Source organism: Haemophilus parainfluenzae (genome assembly GCF_003252755.1).
GTDB lineage: Bacteria > Pseudomonadota > Gammaproteobacteria > Enterobacterales > Pasteurellaceae > Haemophilus_D > Haemophilus_D parainfluenzae_N.
The window spans coordinates 41864-56145 of the sequence record NZ_QEPT01000008.1; the positions used below are offsets into that span (position 1 = coordinate 41864).

General features: G+C 39.8%; 12 protein-coding genes. 3 read left to right on the top strand and 9 right to left on the bottom strand.

Annotation, left to right across the window (positions count from 1 at the left end):
- Positions 1 to 12: 12 nt before the first annotated feature.
- The 3 genes from ybeY to gshAB form a co-directional block, all read right to left on the bottom strand.
- Entirely contained in the window at positions 13 to 477 is a 465-nt protein-coding gene (ybeY, locus tag DPV95_RS09075) for an rRNA maturation RNase YbeY (RefSeq protein ID WP_049366851.1), read from the bottom strand.
- A gap of 1 nt (position 478) precedes the next feature.
- Positions 479 to 1567: a PhoH family protein gene (locus DPV95_RS09080; protein ID WP_049366853.1), complete on the bottom strand. Its 1089-nt coding sequence runs from the start codon at positions 1565 to 1567 to the stop codon at positions 479 to 481.
- A 98-nt stretch (positions 1568 to 1665) separates the two neighbouring features.
- Positions 1666 to 3939 (bottom strand): bifunctional glutamate--cysteine ligase GshA/glutathione synthetase GshB, encoded by a 2274-nt coding sequence (gene gshAB / locus DPV95_RS09085; protein ID WP_049366854.1) that lies wholly within the window; start codon positions 3937 to 3939, stop codon positions 1666 to 1668.
- Between the two features lie 213 nt (positions 3940 to 4152).
- Between gshAB and DPV95_RS09090 the strand changes: the two genes are divergently transcribed.
- From DPV95_RS09090 to DPV95_RS09100, 3 genes are all read left to right on the top strand, one after another.
- A complete protein-coding gene (locus DPV95_RS09090; protein ID WP_005697230.1) occupies positions 4153 to 5151 on the top strand; it encodes an iron ABC transporter substrate-binding protein in 999 nt (332 codons plus the stop codon).
- An 88-nt stretch (positions 5152 to 5239) separates the two neighbouring features.
- Complete coding sequence (locus DPV95_RS09095; protein ID WP_049366856.1) at positions 5240 to 6760, top strand: ABC transporter permease; 1521 nt, start codon at positions 5240 to 5242, stop codon at positions 6758 to 6760.
- 13 nt (positions 6761 to 6773) lie between these two features.
- The gene (locus DPV95_RS09100; RefSeq protein ID WP_005697201.1) at positions 6774 to 7826 is read left to right on the top strand and encodes an ABC transporter ATP-binding protein; all 1053 of its coding nucleotides are present in this window, start codon (positions 6774 to 6776) and stop codon (positions 7824 to 7826) included.
- Between the two features lie 37 nt (positions 7827 to 7863).
- Here DPV95_RS09100 and DPV95_RS09105 read toward each other — a convergent pair whose 3' ends face one another.
- From DPV95_RS09105 to msbA, 6 genes are all read right to left on the bottom strand, one after another.
- The gene (locus tag DPV95_RS09105) at positions 7864 to 8583 is read right to left on the bottom strand and encodes a TerC family protein (RefSeq protein WP_005697199.1); all 720 of its coding nucleotides are present in this window, start codon (positions 8581 to 8583) and stop codon (positions 7864 to 7866) included.
- Positions 8584 to 8651: 68 nt separating this feature from the next.
- Positions 8652 to 10478, bottom strand: a complete 1827-nt coding sequence (gene uvrC, locus DPV95_RS09110) for an excinuclease ABC subunit UvrC (RefSeq protein ID WP_049366858.1) — start codon at positions 10476 to 10478, stop codon at positions 8652 to 8654.
- Positions 10479 to 10487: 9 nt separating this feature from the next.
- On the bottom strand, positions 10488 to 11246 hold the full coding sequence (gene kdsB / locus DPV95_RS09115; RefSeq protein WP_049366859.1) for a 3-deoxy-manno-octulosonate cytidylyltransferase: 759 nt from the start codon (positions 11244 to 11246) through the stop codon (positions 10488 to 10490).
- 9 nt (positions 11247 to 11255) lie between these two features.
- A complete protein-coding gene (locus DPV95_RS09120; RefSeq protein ID WP_005696424.1) occupies positions 11256 to 11435 on the bottom strand; it encodes a Trm112 family protein in 180 nt (59 codons plus the stop codon).
- Positions 11436 to 11451: 16 nt separating this feature from the next.
- The gene (lpxK, locus tag DPV95_RS09125; protein ID WP_032822464.1) at positions 11452 to 12432 is read right to left on the bottom strand and encodes a tetraacyldisaccharide 4'-kinase; all 981 of its coding nucleotides are present in this window, start codon (positions 12430 to 12432) and stop codon (positions 11452 to 11454) included.
- 53 nt (positions 12433 to 12485) lie between these two features.
- Positions 12486 to 14234 (bottom strand): lipid A ABC transporter ATP-binding protein/permease MsbA, encoded by a 1749-nt coding sequence (msbA, locus tag DPV95_RS09130; protein WP_005697209.1) that lies wholly within the window; start codon positions 14232 to 14234, stop codon positions 12486 to 12488.
- Positions 14235 to 14282: the final 48 nt, after the last annotated feature.

The following is a 14282-nucleotide window of genomic DNA, read 5'->3' on the forward strand; positions in this document are numbered from 1 at the left end:
TCCAAATCGTCATTATTTTTCGGAAAGGTAAGGATCTGCAAAACCTAAACTCTGCATAATTTCAGTTTCTAAACTTTCCATTTCTTCTGCTTCATCATCTTCAATGTGATCGTAACCAAGTAAATGTAAGCTACCATGCACTATCATATGCGCCCAATGCGCCATTAAAGGCTTTTCTTGCTCGGTAGCTTCGCGTTCTACTACCTGGCGACAAATTACCAAATCACCCAACAGCGGTAATTCCACTTCGTCAGGACATTCAAAAGGGAAAGACAACACATTGGTTGGACGATCTTTTCCACGATAAGTCAAATTCAAGTCATGACTTTCTGCTTCATCCACAATGCGTACTGTCATTTCAACATTATCACTTTCTGGTTGCACTGCGGCGGTTGCCCATTGCTGAATTTGCGCTACTGATGGCAAGCCTTCTGTATTTTCACAAGCCAGTTGCAAATCAATAATCATATTGCCCATGCTATTCTCCTAAATACGTTTCATTTTCTGACCGCACTTTTTGCTCACGTTCAGCTCGACGCTGCGCTGAGATTTCTTGACGGCGAATTTCATCTTGGGCTTCCCATTCTTCGTAAGCTTGCACCACTTTTGCCACCACAGGATGTCGTACAATATCTTTACTCTCAAAATAGTTAAAGCTTAGTTCTGACACTTTACTTAACACTTCCATAGCGTGGCGTAAACCCGATTTTGTGCTGCGCGGTAAATCGATTTGAGTCACATCCCCTGTAATCACGGCTTTAGAATTAAAACCAATACGGGTCAAAAACATTTTCATTTGTTCGACCGTCGTATTTTGGCTTTCATCTAGAATGATAAAGCTATCATTGAGTGTACGCCCACGCATATAAGCTAATGGCGCGATTTCAATCACATTACGCTCCATCAATTTTTGTACGCGTTCGAAGCCTAACATTTCAAATAACGCATCATAAAGTGGTCGTAAATAAGGTTCAATTTTTTGGCCTAAATCACCCGGTAGGAAACCTAATTTTTCGCCAGCTTCCACCGCAGGACGAGTCAGCAAAATGCGACGAATTTCTTGGCGTTCTAATGCTTCAACTGCCGCTGCTACGGCTAAAAAGGTTTTCCCTGTACCAGCGGGGCCAATCCCAAAACTAATATCGTGCGTAAGAATATTATGTAAATATTGAATTTGATTTTCACCACGCGGTTTAATCAAACCACGCTTGGTTTTAATTGTGGTGCTATAGACGTGATTTTCACTACGTGACTCACTTCCCGCTTGCGATAACATTCTGCTCTCTTGCAAGGCAATATGCACATCTTCTAAATCAAGTTCTTTCACTTTCCCTTTAATTGGTGCAGTCTCCACATATAATGTTTGGATTAATTTAGCCGCACGATCAATTAATTGTTCATGGTGAGATTTGGGATTTTCATCATTTGATTTCACGGTAAAAGTGAAGTTATTGCGAGAAATATTGAGGTTAAATTCTTTTTCAATCAGTTTGATATTTTCATCGAATGCACCACAAAGAGATTGCAGACGATCATTTTCTTGAGGCTCGAGGGTAAAAGTTGTCATTAAATTTCGTTTTAGAATGGTGAATACTGTCTCCATTTTAGCCTAATTACGATGAATGTAAAACGGGCTTCACCAACTGATGAAGCCCGATAACCAAATTAAGGCAATTCAGGGAAAAGCATCTTAATCACATTCATTGTCAATCGTCGAGATTGTCCACTAAATGGAAAAATATGCATCATCATCATAGGATTAAAGTTTGCCTCAATAACGCCCCACGAACGTAGACTCGGCCCTGCTGGCTTTTTCAAGTCAGGAATAATTAAATCCACGCCACACACTGCTGCCCCCATTGCTTTACTAATCCCTACCGCAATCTCTTTGTAACTGGCATGCATTTCATCCGTCATATCAATAGAATCGCCGCCGGTACTAATATTGGAATTCGCACGTAATTGAACAACTTGATCTTTCGCAGGAATAGAATCTACGGTTAAGCCTTGTTCCTTAAGCTGCAACTGCTCAATATCCCCTAATGCAATTTTTTTCAATGGTGTACGACTGCCATCGCCCCGTAAAGGATGATCATTTTTAGCGGCAACTAATTCACCAACGGTATGTACACCATCTCCAATCACATTTGCAGGTACGCGTAATAAGACGGCTAAGGTTTGATCACCCAACACAAAGAAACGATATTCGGTGCCTTGTAGATAATCTTCAACCATGATCTCTTTATCTTCACGGAAAGCAATTTCTACTGCTTTTGCAAAATCTTCTCTATTCGTTACACCTTGTTGGAAGATACTGATCCCTAAACCAAAATTCGTTGATTTTGGCTTAATCACGACGGCTCGATTCTCAAAAAGTGGGAAATTTTTGACCGCACTTTTCACATCGGTAAACTCAAGGCTTTGCGGTACATTAAATCCTGCTTTCGCTAACACTTTCTTCGTCACCACTTTATTTTCCATGATGAGTGGGGAAATATAGCTATCGTGAGAAGTCATATTACCGTTTTTCACATATTCCAAATGATCGCCAAATTGAAGACTGATAAATTGATCGCGTTCATCTAAAATCTCTATGTTTAATCCTTTTTGGATTGCATCAAACAATAACGCCTGTGTTGACAGTTCCATATTATCAAACGCACTTAATGCATAAAAACGTTCAAAGGCTTTGGCTTTATTGGATTGCGCGATATCCGCCCCTAATTGTTGGTAACTGCCGACCTGTTCAATTGCCGAGACGACTTTTGCACAAAGCGTTTGACTTGGATCCGCAAATTGCCCTAATTTGTCTTTAACAATCGTTTTAATCTCATCACTTACATTGAGTTGCTCAAGCATTTTGAGCATTTCAAGGAGGACTAATTCCCCTTCTACCGCATAAACACTTTGCTGTCTTGGGTCTTCCCATGCTACTTCTGCAAGACGTGCTTTACCTAATTCTACGCCCTCTTGATCAGCCGTATCTTCAAGCCATGCCATTAACAAAATAAAATAATGAATGAATTTCGCATCAGCAAGTTCTATTCCGTAAGGTGCAAACGGATTGAGATCAAACAAACGGAATTCTAAATATTGAATTCCTTTTTCAAGTAAATCTCGTGCTTTTTTAGCACCACGCAAGCGTACACTTGAGTAAAATTCTTTTTCCGCAATCAAATCACCCGATTTCACCCAGTGTTCTAAGGTCTCAACATACTCTTGCAAACTGTCATAAGAGACGTGGATCTTCGGATCATTCACATAACCATATTTCCCTGAACGTAAACTCCGCACATATTGATGCGGTTTAAGGGGGGAATGACCTCTGAAATATTTTTCCTCTACCGTCGGTGTCGCAGAAAACAGATAAAGCAGAATCCATTGATAGCGTAAGAAGTTTTTGGCTATTTTTAGGTAAAAATCATTTTGAAAATCAACCGCACTTTGTGTTTCATTTTGCGCATGAAATAAAGCATCAATAAACTTCGGGTCAATTTGAAAATTGTAATGAATACCACTGACCATTTGCTTATATTTACCATAAGACTGGACTAAATGCTCCCGATAAGCCACATCTTCCTGATTATCTAATTGTGCAACCTTAATGTGTTCTTCTGGCGGTAATCCTGCTGGCATACTGAAAGGAAAAATAAATTCATCCTCCGGTAAAGTTCGCAAAGTCACTTCATGAATGGCTGAAAGCCAACGTAGTGTATCCTCTAACTTTTTCATAGGGGGAGTCACCAATTCCAACTGACTTTCTGCAAAATCTGTTTGAATGTAAGGGTGGAAACGACGATTACCAAAGGCTTTGGGGTGCGATGATGTCACTATTGAACCATCCGAATGCACCCGTTGACTTTCCTTTTCAATCCCAAAAGTGCCTTGCTGGAATAAGAGTTCTAGATGATGTTGTTTAATGATTTGCTGAATGTTCATATCCATTCCTACTCAAGATGTTTGCTCTACATTATGTAAAAAGATTAATAAGTAACAAAGTAAGAAAATAGCATGAAATATAAAATTTTGATATAAATAAAAATATTTGATAATTATTTGCATTATCTGTTTTAAGTATATTAGAATGGGACAATTCTTGTTTTCAGAGAATTAGCTATATTCCCCTTCCCCCGATAATATAAAGGAGTTTTTATGAAAATTAAACATTTTCAAATTGCCGCCCTTACTGGCTTAATGGCATTTGCAGGCTTCGCTTCTGCAGATATTACTGTTTACAATGGACAGCACAAAGAAGGTTCTCAAGCTGTTGCTGATGCATTTACAAAAGCAACGGGCATTAAAGTGACCTTAAACAGTGCTAAAAGTGATCAACTTGCAGGTCAATTAAAAGAAGAGGGCGATAAAACCCCTGCTGACGTATTCTTTTCTGAACAAACTGCACCTTTCGCTGCCCTGTCTGATGCGGGCTTATTAGAACCGCTTTCTGCAGATACTATTAAACAAACTGCACACAAGGGCGTTCCTGTTGCACCGAAAAAAGACTGGGTCGCATTAAGCGGTCGTTCTCGTGTTGTGGTTTACGATCACACTAAATTATCTGAAAAAGACATGGAAAAATCCGTGTTAGATTATGCAACACCAAAATGGAAAGATAAAATTGGTTACGTTCCAACTTCAGGCGCATTCTTAGAGCAAGTTGTTGCGATTACCAAATTAAAAGGTAAAGATGCCGCTCTTAAATGGTTAAAAGGCTTAAAAGAAAACGGCAAACTTTATGCGAAAAACAGTGTTGCCCTTCAAGCGGTTGAAAATGGTGAAGTACCAGCAGCGTTAATTAACAACTATTACTGGTATACTCTGGCAAAAGAAAAAGGTGCTGAAAACCTCAAAACACGTCTTTATTTTATTCGTCATCAAGATCCTGGTGCATTAGTGACTTATTCTGGTGCTGCTGTATTAAAAGGGTCTAAAAATAAAGAAGAAGCGAAAAAATTCGTTGATTTCTTAGCAAGTAAAGAAGGACAACAAGCGTTTGTTTCAGTACGTGCAGAATACCCACTTCGTACCGATGTGGTTTCTCCATTTAACATGGAACCTTATGCAAAATTAGAAGCGCCTGTTGTTTCAGCAACCACTTCTGAAGACAAAGACAACGCAAACAAACTTATTGAAGAAGCTGGTTTGAAATAAGTTTAATTTACTATGCAATATAGGGCGTGTAATACACGCCCTTCTGTTATTTACTCGACTTACTCTATACTTTTTAAAGGATTTTTCTGTGTCTAATCGCCCACCTCGCTGGCTTATAGCCTTAATCGTGCTGATTAGTTTGCCATTATTACTCCCTTTTTTATATGTTATTGAGCGTGCTGCAGATGTCGGATTGGCTCGCAGCATTGAATTACTTTGGCGCCCAAGAATGTGGGAATTGCTCAGTAACACCCTACTTTTAATGGTATTTGTTACACTTTTTGCCATTATTCTCGGCACACTATGTGCATTTTTATTAGAACGTTATCGCTTTTGGGGAAAAGGCTTTTTCCAAGTAGCCATGACGCTCCCTCTTTGTATTCCGGCTTTTGTCAGTTGTTTTACGTGGATCAGTCTCACCTTCAGAGTGGAAGGCTTCTGGGGAACCATCGGCATTATGACGCTGAGTTCTTTCCCGCTTGCTTATCTCCCTGTCGCGGCGACCTTAAAAAGACTCGACCGCTCTTTAGAAGAAGTGAGCCTTTCACTGGCGAAAAGCCATGCTTACACATTTTGGCATGCGATTTTTCCGCAACTCAAACCCGCCATTGGTAGTAGCGTATTATTAATTGCGCTTCATATGTTGGTAGACTTTGGTGCGGTTTCTATTTTAAATTATCAAACCTTCACTACAGCAATTTTCCAAGAATATGAAATGGCCTTTAATAACAACACTGCCGCCTTACTCTCTGGCGTGTTAATGGTCATTTGTATCCTTGTGGTGATGGGTGAAATTCGTTTTAGAGGCACACAAACGCTCTATCAAAGCGGCAAAGGTGTAATACGTCCGTATCCGTTGAAAACGCTCTCAGCAGGAAAACAAATTTTAGCCGTGAACTTTTTCACGACCATTTTTATGCTCAGTATTGGTGTGCCGATTACTATGCTGATTTATTGGCTAACCGTGGGAAGTTCCATTGAAAATGCGGTCGATTTTGGGGAATTTTTTACCGCCTTCACAAATTCACTGACTATATCAACACTGGGGGCAACACTTACCGTTATTTGTGCACTACCATTGGTATGGGCCGCGGTACGCTATCGCAGTAAATTGACGATTTGGCTTGATCGAATCCCTTATCTACTTCACGCTGTGCCAGGGCTTGTTATCGCATTATCGTTGGTTTTCTTTACCATCAACTATGCGTATTCGCTTTATCAAACCTTTGCCATGGTTGTCGTCGCCTACTTTATGCTTTATCTTCCAATGGCGCAAACGACCTTGCGTAGCTCGCTTGAACAAATGTCTAGTAACATTGAAAAGGTAGGACAAAGCTTAGGTCGCAGTAACTTTTATATTTTCCGTACCTTAGTCATTCCGGCCATGTTACCAGGGATTGCCGCTGCGTTTGCTTTAGTGTTCTTAAACTTAATGAAAGAGCTCACTGCAACCCTATTGCTGACACCAAATGACATTAAAACACTTTCAACCGCGGTGTGGGAATATACCTCTGATGCACAATATGCGGCAGCAACGCCTTATGCCATTATGTTAGTGCTATTTTCAGGCATTCCTGTATTTTTACTGAAACGATACGGTTTTAAATAACGAGAAGATAAAAATGACAACATTACTCGACATTAAAAATTTGAATAAATCCTTTAATGGGCACCAGGTTCTACACAATATCTCTCTGCAATTAGAGAAAGGTGAAATTCTGTTTCTTCTCGGTGCATCCGGTTGTGGAAAAACCACCTTATTGCGTAGTATTGCTGGTTTTGAACAACCTACAAGCGGTGAGATTTGGTTAAAGAATCAACCTATTTTTAACGACAATATCAATGTGCCAACTCAGCAACGCAAATTAGGCTATGTGGTACAAGAAGGCGTGTTATTCCCTCATTTAAATGTTTACCACAACATTGCTTATGGCTTAGGCGATGGTAAAGGAAAAACCGAAGAGGAAAAACAACGCATACAGGAAGTGATGAAACTAACTGGTATTAGCAGCTTAGCTGATCGTTTTCCCCATCAACTTTCAGGCGGGCAACAACAGCGTGTTGCACTTGCTCGAGCTCTCGCACCAAACCCAGAACTCATCCTGTTTGATGAGCCATTCAGTGCATTAGATGAGCATCTAAGAAATCAAATTCGTTACGATATGTTACAGGTATTAAGAGAAAGTGATTCATCCGCCATATTTGTGACTCATGATCGTGATGAAGCACTCTGTTATTCAGACAAAATTGCTGTGATTCAAGAAGGAAGAATCCTCCAAATTGCGACACCTAAAACACTGTATTGGTCACCGCAGCATTTATCCATCGCAACATTTATCGGAGAAAGTATTATTTTCCCTGCAACGTTAAAAAATGATGCCATCGCGATCTGTCAATTAGGTGAGGTTGCTGTAGAAAATAAAGGAAATGGTCATACGCAAGGGAAGGTTTTATTCCGCCCTGAGCAATTCTCTCTTGCAAAAAAAATCCAAGATCCGACAGCGTCTTTTAAAGGTGAGATTAAACGGATTGAATCGAGAGGACGCGCCATTAATCTTTGTATTGATGTTGGCGGTTATGAATTTAATCTTAATGAAGATCTCATTAATCATTACCAAATTGGAGAACACGTCACACTGTATTTATACGGGAAAGGGGTTTTCTATCATCACTAAAAAAGGCGGAACACATTGTTCCGCCCTTTTTATATAATTAATGTCCTAGTGCTTTTCGCATCTTAATGTTGAGCATTTCCACCACTGCAGAGAAGCCCATCGCAAAGTAAATGTAGCCTTTCGGAATATGAATATCTAAGCTTTCCGCAATTAAACTTATGCCCACTAAAATTAAGAAGGCTAAGGCTAAAATCTTCAATGTTGGATGAGTATCTACAAAATCACCAATTGGTTTCGCCGCAAACATCATGACACCAACCGCAAGCATAATCGCTAAAATCATCACTGGAAGATGGTTTGCCATACCTACTGCCGTAATCACGGAGTCTAAAGAAAACACAATATCTAAAACAGCAATTTGGATTAACACGCCCAAGTAACTGACTTTCTTCTTGTTCGTTTCTTCTTCATGATGTGATTCAGGATGCATCGCTTCTTTGATTTCACCTATACTTTTTACAATCAGGAATAAGCCCCCAAGGAATAAAATCAAATCACGGCCTGAAATTTCCTGACCGACTAAAGTAAATAACGGCTCCGTTAATTTCATCATCCAAGAAAGTGAAACAAGAAGTAAAATACGAGTAATCATCGCTAACCCAAGAGCGATAATACGACCAGATTGGCGTTGATTTGCGGGTAAACGTCCCACTAAAATACTAATAAAAATAATGTTATCGATACCCAAAACGATTTCAAGTGCGGTCAAAGTAAGCAATGAAATCCATGCTTCAGGATCAACAAGCCATTCAAACATAATATGTTCCTATATAAAATCCGAAAGGTTGAATCATAGACAGTTCGCGTAGAAAATCAAGATTTTTCCTAACTTTTTAAGGTCTCGAAAATCTTTTCTGCTAAGGCTTTAGAAATACCGGGTACTGAGGCGATTTCATCCAACGTAGCATTTTTCACACCTTGTAATCCACCTAAATATTTCAATAAGGCTTGGCGTCGTTTAGCGCCCACCCCTTCAATGGTTTCCAATCCACTTTGGGTAAAGGCTTTTTGGCGTTTTTGACGATGGCCGCTAATTGCATGATTATGGCTTTCATCTCGAATATGTTGGATTAAATGCAGTGCAAGGCTATCATCCGGCAAGTGAATCTCACGATCTTGTTTGCTGATAATCAACACCTCTTGTCCTGCTCGACGATCCACACCTTTTGCTACACCAATTAAGTGCGGTCGATTTTTATCCCATTTTACGTTGAGGTGATGAAAAACCTCTAAGGCACGATTAAGCTGCCCTTTACCACCATCAATAAAAATAATATCGGGGATTTTATCTTCATCAAGATCGCGATCGTAACGTTTCTTTAAGGCTTGCTCCATCGCTGCATAGTCATCACCACCCGTAATACCTTCAATATTAAAACGGCGATAATCTGATTTCAGTGGACCTTCTTGGTTAAATACCACGCAAGATGCAACCGTTTGATTCCCCATCGTATGACTAATATCAAAACATTCCATACGTTTAATTTCAGGCATATCGAGTAATTCACAAAGTGCTTGATAACGTTCGTGCATTCGAGAAGATTGTTTAAGTTGAGTCGCTAAAGCCGCTTTAGCATTAATCTGTGCTAGTTGTAGATATTTACCTTTATCGCCTTTAGCGGATTCTTGTATCACCACTTTTCGACCGGCTTGTTCAGTTAATAAGGCCTCAAGTTCCGCTTTTTCATCTAGTTTATGATCCACAATAATACTATTCGGGATACTTCTGCCCTGATGACCTTGCAAATAAAACTGCCCAACAAATGTTGCGGTTAATTCAGATAAATCAGTGTTAGCGGGTACTTTAGGAAAATAACTGCGATTGCCTAATACTTTACCTTGACGAATAAACATCACTTGAACACAAGCTAAACCGTGCTGATACGCAATAGACATAATATCCATGTCGTCCAAACGCTCATTGGATACGAATTGTTTTTCGATGACTGCACGAACCACTTGAATTTGATCACGATAACGTGCCGCACCTTCAAAATCTAAGTCTCGGCTCGCTTGTTCCATTTTACCAATGAGATAATCTAATACTTGCTGATCTTTCCCTTGCAAAAATAATCGCGCTAATTCAACTTGTTGGTTATATTCCTCATCAGTCACATAACCTGGCACACAAGGTGCACAACAACGCCCGATTTGATATTGCAAACAAGGGCGGGAACGATTGTTATAAACCGAATTTTCACATTGACGAACAGGGAATAATTTTTGCATTAACGACAAGGTTTCACGCACTGCACCTGCATGAGGATAAGGCCCGAAATACTCACCTGCAATTTTTTTCGTTCCGCGATAAGAAGTAATACGAGGATGACGTTCTTTCGTCAATAAAATAAAAGGATAGGATTTATCATCTCGCAATAATACGTTATAACGAGGTTGATAAAGCTTAATGAAATTATGCTCAAGCAATAACGCTTCTGTTTCAGAAGAAGTAATCGTCGTATCAATATGATGAATTGACGACACCAACGCTTCTGTTTTTTTGCTGCTTAAGTTTTTGCGGAAATAGCTGGAGAGTCGCTTTTTGAGATCTTTCGCTTTGCCCACATAAATAACCTGATCTTTATCGTCATACATACGATAAACACCAGGTTCATGAGAAACGTCTGAGAGAAACTTCTTGGAATCAAACATCAGTAAAAACTACGCCAAAATTGACCGCACTTTTTCTAAATCTTCAGCCGTATCTACACCAACAGCAGGCACTTCTTTAGCTAACTCCACGTGAATACGCTCACCGTACCATAATACACGGAGTTGCTCTAACTTCTCTAAGTTTTCTAATTGTGTTGGTGCCCATTGCACATATTGCTTAATAAAGCCTGCACGGTAAGCATAAATACCGATATGACGAAGATACGCATCGGCCAGTTGTGCCTTTGAGGTATCCTCCAATTGCATAAATTGATCACGATCGTAAGGAATCACTGAACGAGAGAAATATAAAACGTAGCCATCTTTATCTGTGACGACTTTCACGGCATTTGGATTAAATAACTCTTCCGCTTCATGAATTTTTACCGCAAGTGTCGCCATATTCACATTAAATTTCGCTAAATTTTCTGCTACTTGACTCACAATAACGGGGGGGATTAACGGTTCATCCCCTTGGATGTTTACAATAATTTCATCATCAGCAATTCCGAGTTTACTCACGACTTCTGCTAAACGTTCCGTACCAGAATTATGCGCTTCTGATGTCATGCAAACTTCTGCCCCAAAAGCTTTTGCGGCCTTTTCAACTTGTTCCTTATCTGTCGCAATAATCACTCGGCTCGCGCCTGATTGCTGAGCTTTTTCAAAAACATGCTGAATCATGGGCTTACCGGCAATATCGGCTAGAGGTTTACCCGGTAAGCGGCTCGATGCAAAACGAGCAGGGATAATAACTGTAAATGACATAATCATTCCTTATTCTTTCAATGTTTCGGCTTTTTCTGCCAACAATACAGGCACGCCGTTTTCAATAGGATACGCTACTTGCTCAAAAGGGCAAATGAGCCGTTGATTTTCTTGATCGTATTTCAATCTTGCCAAACATCGCGGGCAAGCGATCACTTCTAATAATCGAGGATTGAGTTTCTCACGCATATTTCACTCGAATAAGTTAAACCAAATGACGAATTTTTTCCCACAATTGTGGAAGTTTTTGGCCTTGATTTTCAGCCTCTACAATCTCTGCATCAACGGGAACATACCACCAATTCTCTTTAGCAAAAGCGTGGCATTTTACGGCATCCTTTTCCGTCATAAAGAGCGGTTGATTTTCAGCGAGTTTTTCTAATAATTGTGGCTCAAAATGTTGATGATCTTGAAAAGCTTTCGTATTGGCTAAACGAATATTTAAATTTTCCAACATCATGAAAAAACGTTGGGGGTTGCCAATTCCCGCGATGGCTGAACCTTGAGTAAATTCACTTAACAAGCGTTTTTCAGCCGTCACTAAATTAATCGCATAGTGAGGAACGAGCGTCATAACCGCATCAGAATAAGCGTTTTTTCCACCATTGGTAATCACAAAGTCCACATTTTTTAAACGACTTGGTAATTCACGCAAAGGCCCTGCCGGCAAAACAAAGCCGTTCCCTAAAGCACGTTCTGCGTCCATCACCACAATTTCAATATCACGCTGCAACTTATAATGTTGTAATCCATCATCCGAAATAATCAGATCGCAATCCTGTGTTTTCAAAAGTAATTCGATAGCTTGCTGACGATTCGGTGAAATCACCACAGGCACACCTGTTCTTTTGGCAATTAAAACAGGTTCATCGCCCCCTTGAACGGGATCGGTTTCAGGCGTAACAAGTAAAGGATAGGTTTTAGATTGGCTACCATAGCCACGAGAAATCACACCTACACGCAATCCTTGTTTTTGCAACTCTTCAACTAACCACACCACAACAGGCGTTTTACCATTTCCGCCCACAGAAAGATTACCGACAATAATGACCGGTTTTGGAGATTTATAAGAGGATAAGATATTCAGGGAAAATAGTGCTAGGCGAATTTGGCTAATCAACCAAAATAGCAGTGAAAAAGGAAGAAGCAACCAAGCAAGCTTTGAATTAGAGTACCAAAAAGGCATTTCATTTATCCTATATTGATTTTGGGCGAACACATTGGTTCGCCCTTATTATTTTATCCGCTAAACTGCATACTGTGTAATTGTTTATACGCGCCATCAAGCGCTAACAAATCTTGATGCGTACCACGTTCTTTAATTTCACCGTGCTCAATGACTAAGATTTCATCGGCATTTTCAATGGTTGATAAACGATGTGCAATCACCAATACTGTACGATCTTTTTTCAGTTCTTCTAATGCTGACTGAATCGCTCGTTCAGATTCTGTATCTAATGCCGATGTAGCTTCATCTAAAATTAAGACCGGTGAATTACGTAGTAATGCACGAGCAATCGCTAAACGCTGACGTTGGCCACCTGAAAGAGTTGCCCCATTTTCACCAATAACGGTATCAAAGCCTTGTGGAAGTTTCTCGATAAATTCAAGGGCATAAGCTGCTTTTGCTGCTTCAATAATTTGCTCACGCGTGTATTTATCTTCTGCCGCGTAAGCAATATTATTGGCAATCGTATCGTTAAATAAATGCACTTGTTGAGAAACGACAGAACAATTCTCACGTAAATTAGATAAACGATAATCTTGAATTCTCACACCATCTAATAAAATCTCGCCTTCGTCAATATCGTAGAAACGCGTCACCAAATTAGCAATCGTTGATTTCCCCGAACCTGAACGTCCGACTAATGCCACAGTTTTGCCTGCAGGCACATAAAAAGAGATATTATTTAAGGCTTTCTCTTCTTTACCCTCATAAGCAAAACTCACGTTTTTAAATTCTAAATCACCTTTTGCAGGTTCTGCTTTATACGTGCCATTATCTTTCTCTGTTTCCAAATCTAAGATGGCAAATAATGTCTGACACGCTGCCATGCCACGTTGGAACTGTGAGTTCACATTCGTCAAAGATTTTAACGGACGCATCATCGCTAACATGGAAGAAAAGACCACCGTGAAAGAACCCGCAGTTAAATTATCATCAGCAATTAATGGTGTCGTTGCTAAGTAAAGCACTGCTGCCAACGCCAAAGAAGCAATTACTTGCACAACTGGATCTGAAATCGCATCAGCAGTCACCATCTTCATACCTTTGCGACGCATATCGTTACTGACTTTATCGAAACGCTCTTCTTCAACTAATTGTCCACCAAAAGACAGCACCACTTTATGCCCTTTTAGCATTTGTTCCGTTGCAGAGGTCAATTCCCCCATGGAATCTTGCATGTTTTTACTAAGCTTACGGAAAATCTTAGATACCATGCGAATCAGCACTGCAATAATCGGCCCAATCACGAAAAGTACAAGTGTTAATTCCCAACTAGTATAGAACATCACAACAAGCAACGAAATTAAATAGGCTCCTTCGCGAACAATCGTCACTAATGAACTAGATGAAGAGTTCGCTATCATTTCTGAATCGTAGGTAATACGAGAAAGCAATTTACCTGTTGAATTACGATCAAAGAAGCTCACTGGCATAAACATTAAATGTTTAAACAAACGGCGGCGCATAATCATCACTACTTTACCGGATACCCACGCCAAGCAATAAGTAGAGACAAAGTTGGTCACCCCACGCAATATAATCATACCAACGACAACAAATGCCATCATTTTCAAGAAAGAATGATCGGCTTTTCCGAAACCATCATCAAGCAAAGGCTTAAGCATATAAATCAAACCTGAATCTGCCAAAGCATTAAAAATTAAAGCAAAAGCGGCGACTAATAAGCCTGATTTAAACGGTGAAATCATCGGCCATAAACGCTTAAAAGTTTGTGTGGTTGAGAAATCTTTATCTTGCATAGCTTATTCTTACATCAATTATCTTAAAAAAATTGGCTGCATTGTACC

Bases quoted from the DNA above. Each gene is read 5' to 3' on its own strand.
- lpxK (WP_032822464.1), bottom strand. From the start codon at position 12,432: ATGCCTTTTTGGTACTCTAATTCAAAGCTTGCTTGGTTGCTTCTTCCT.
- msbA (WP_005697209.1), bottom strand. From the start codon at position 14,234: ATGCAAGATAAAGATTTCTCAACCACACAAACTTTTAAGCGTTTATGG.
- uvrC (WP_049366858.1), bottom strand. From the start codon at position 10,478: ATGTTTGATTCCAAGAAGTTTCTCTCAGACGTTTCTCATGAACCTGGT.
- kdsB (WP_049366859.1), bottom strand. From the start codon at position 11,246: ATGTCATTTACAGTTATTATCCCTGCTCGTTTTGCATCGAGCCGCTTA.
- DPV95_RS09100 (WP_005697201.1), top strand. From the start codon at position 6,774: ATGACAACATTACTCGACATTAAAAATTTGAATAAATCCTTTAATGGG.
- DPV95_RS09120 (WP_005696424.1), bottom strand. From the start codon at position 11,435: ATGCGTGAGAAACTCAATCCTCGATTATTAGAAGTGATCGCTTGCCCG.
- ybeY (WP_049366851.1), bottom strand. From the start codon at position 477: ATGGGCAATATGATTATTGATTTGCAACTGGCTTGTGAAAATACAGAA.
- DPV95_RS09105 (WP_005697199.1), bottom strand. From the start codon at position 8,583: ATGTTTGAATGGCTTGTTGATCCTGAAGCATGGATTTCATTGCTTACT.
- DPV95_RS09080 (WP_049366853.1), bottom strand. From the start codon at position 1,567: ATGACAACTTTTACCCTCGAGCCTCAAGAAAATGATCGTCTGCAATCT.
- DPV95_RS09090 (WP_005697230.1), top strand. From the start codon at position 4,153: ATGAAAATTAAACATTTTCAAATTGCCGCCCTTACTGGCTTAATGGCA.
- gshAB (WP_049366854.1), bottom strand. From the start codon at position 3,939: ATGAACATTCAGCAAATCATTAAACAACATCATCTAGAACTCTTATTC.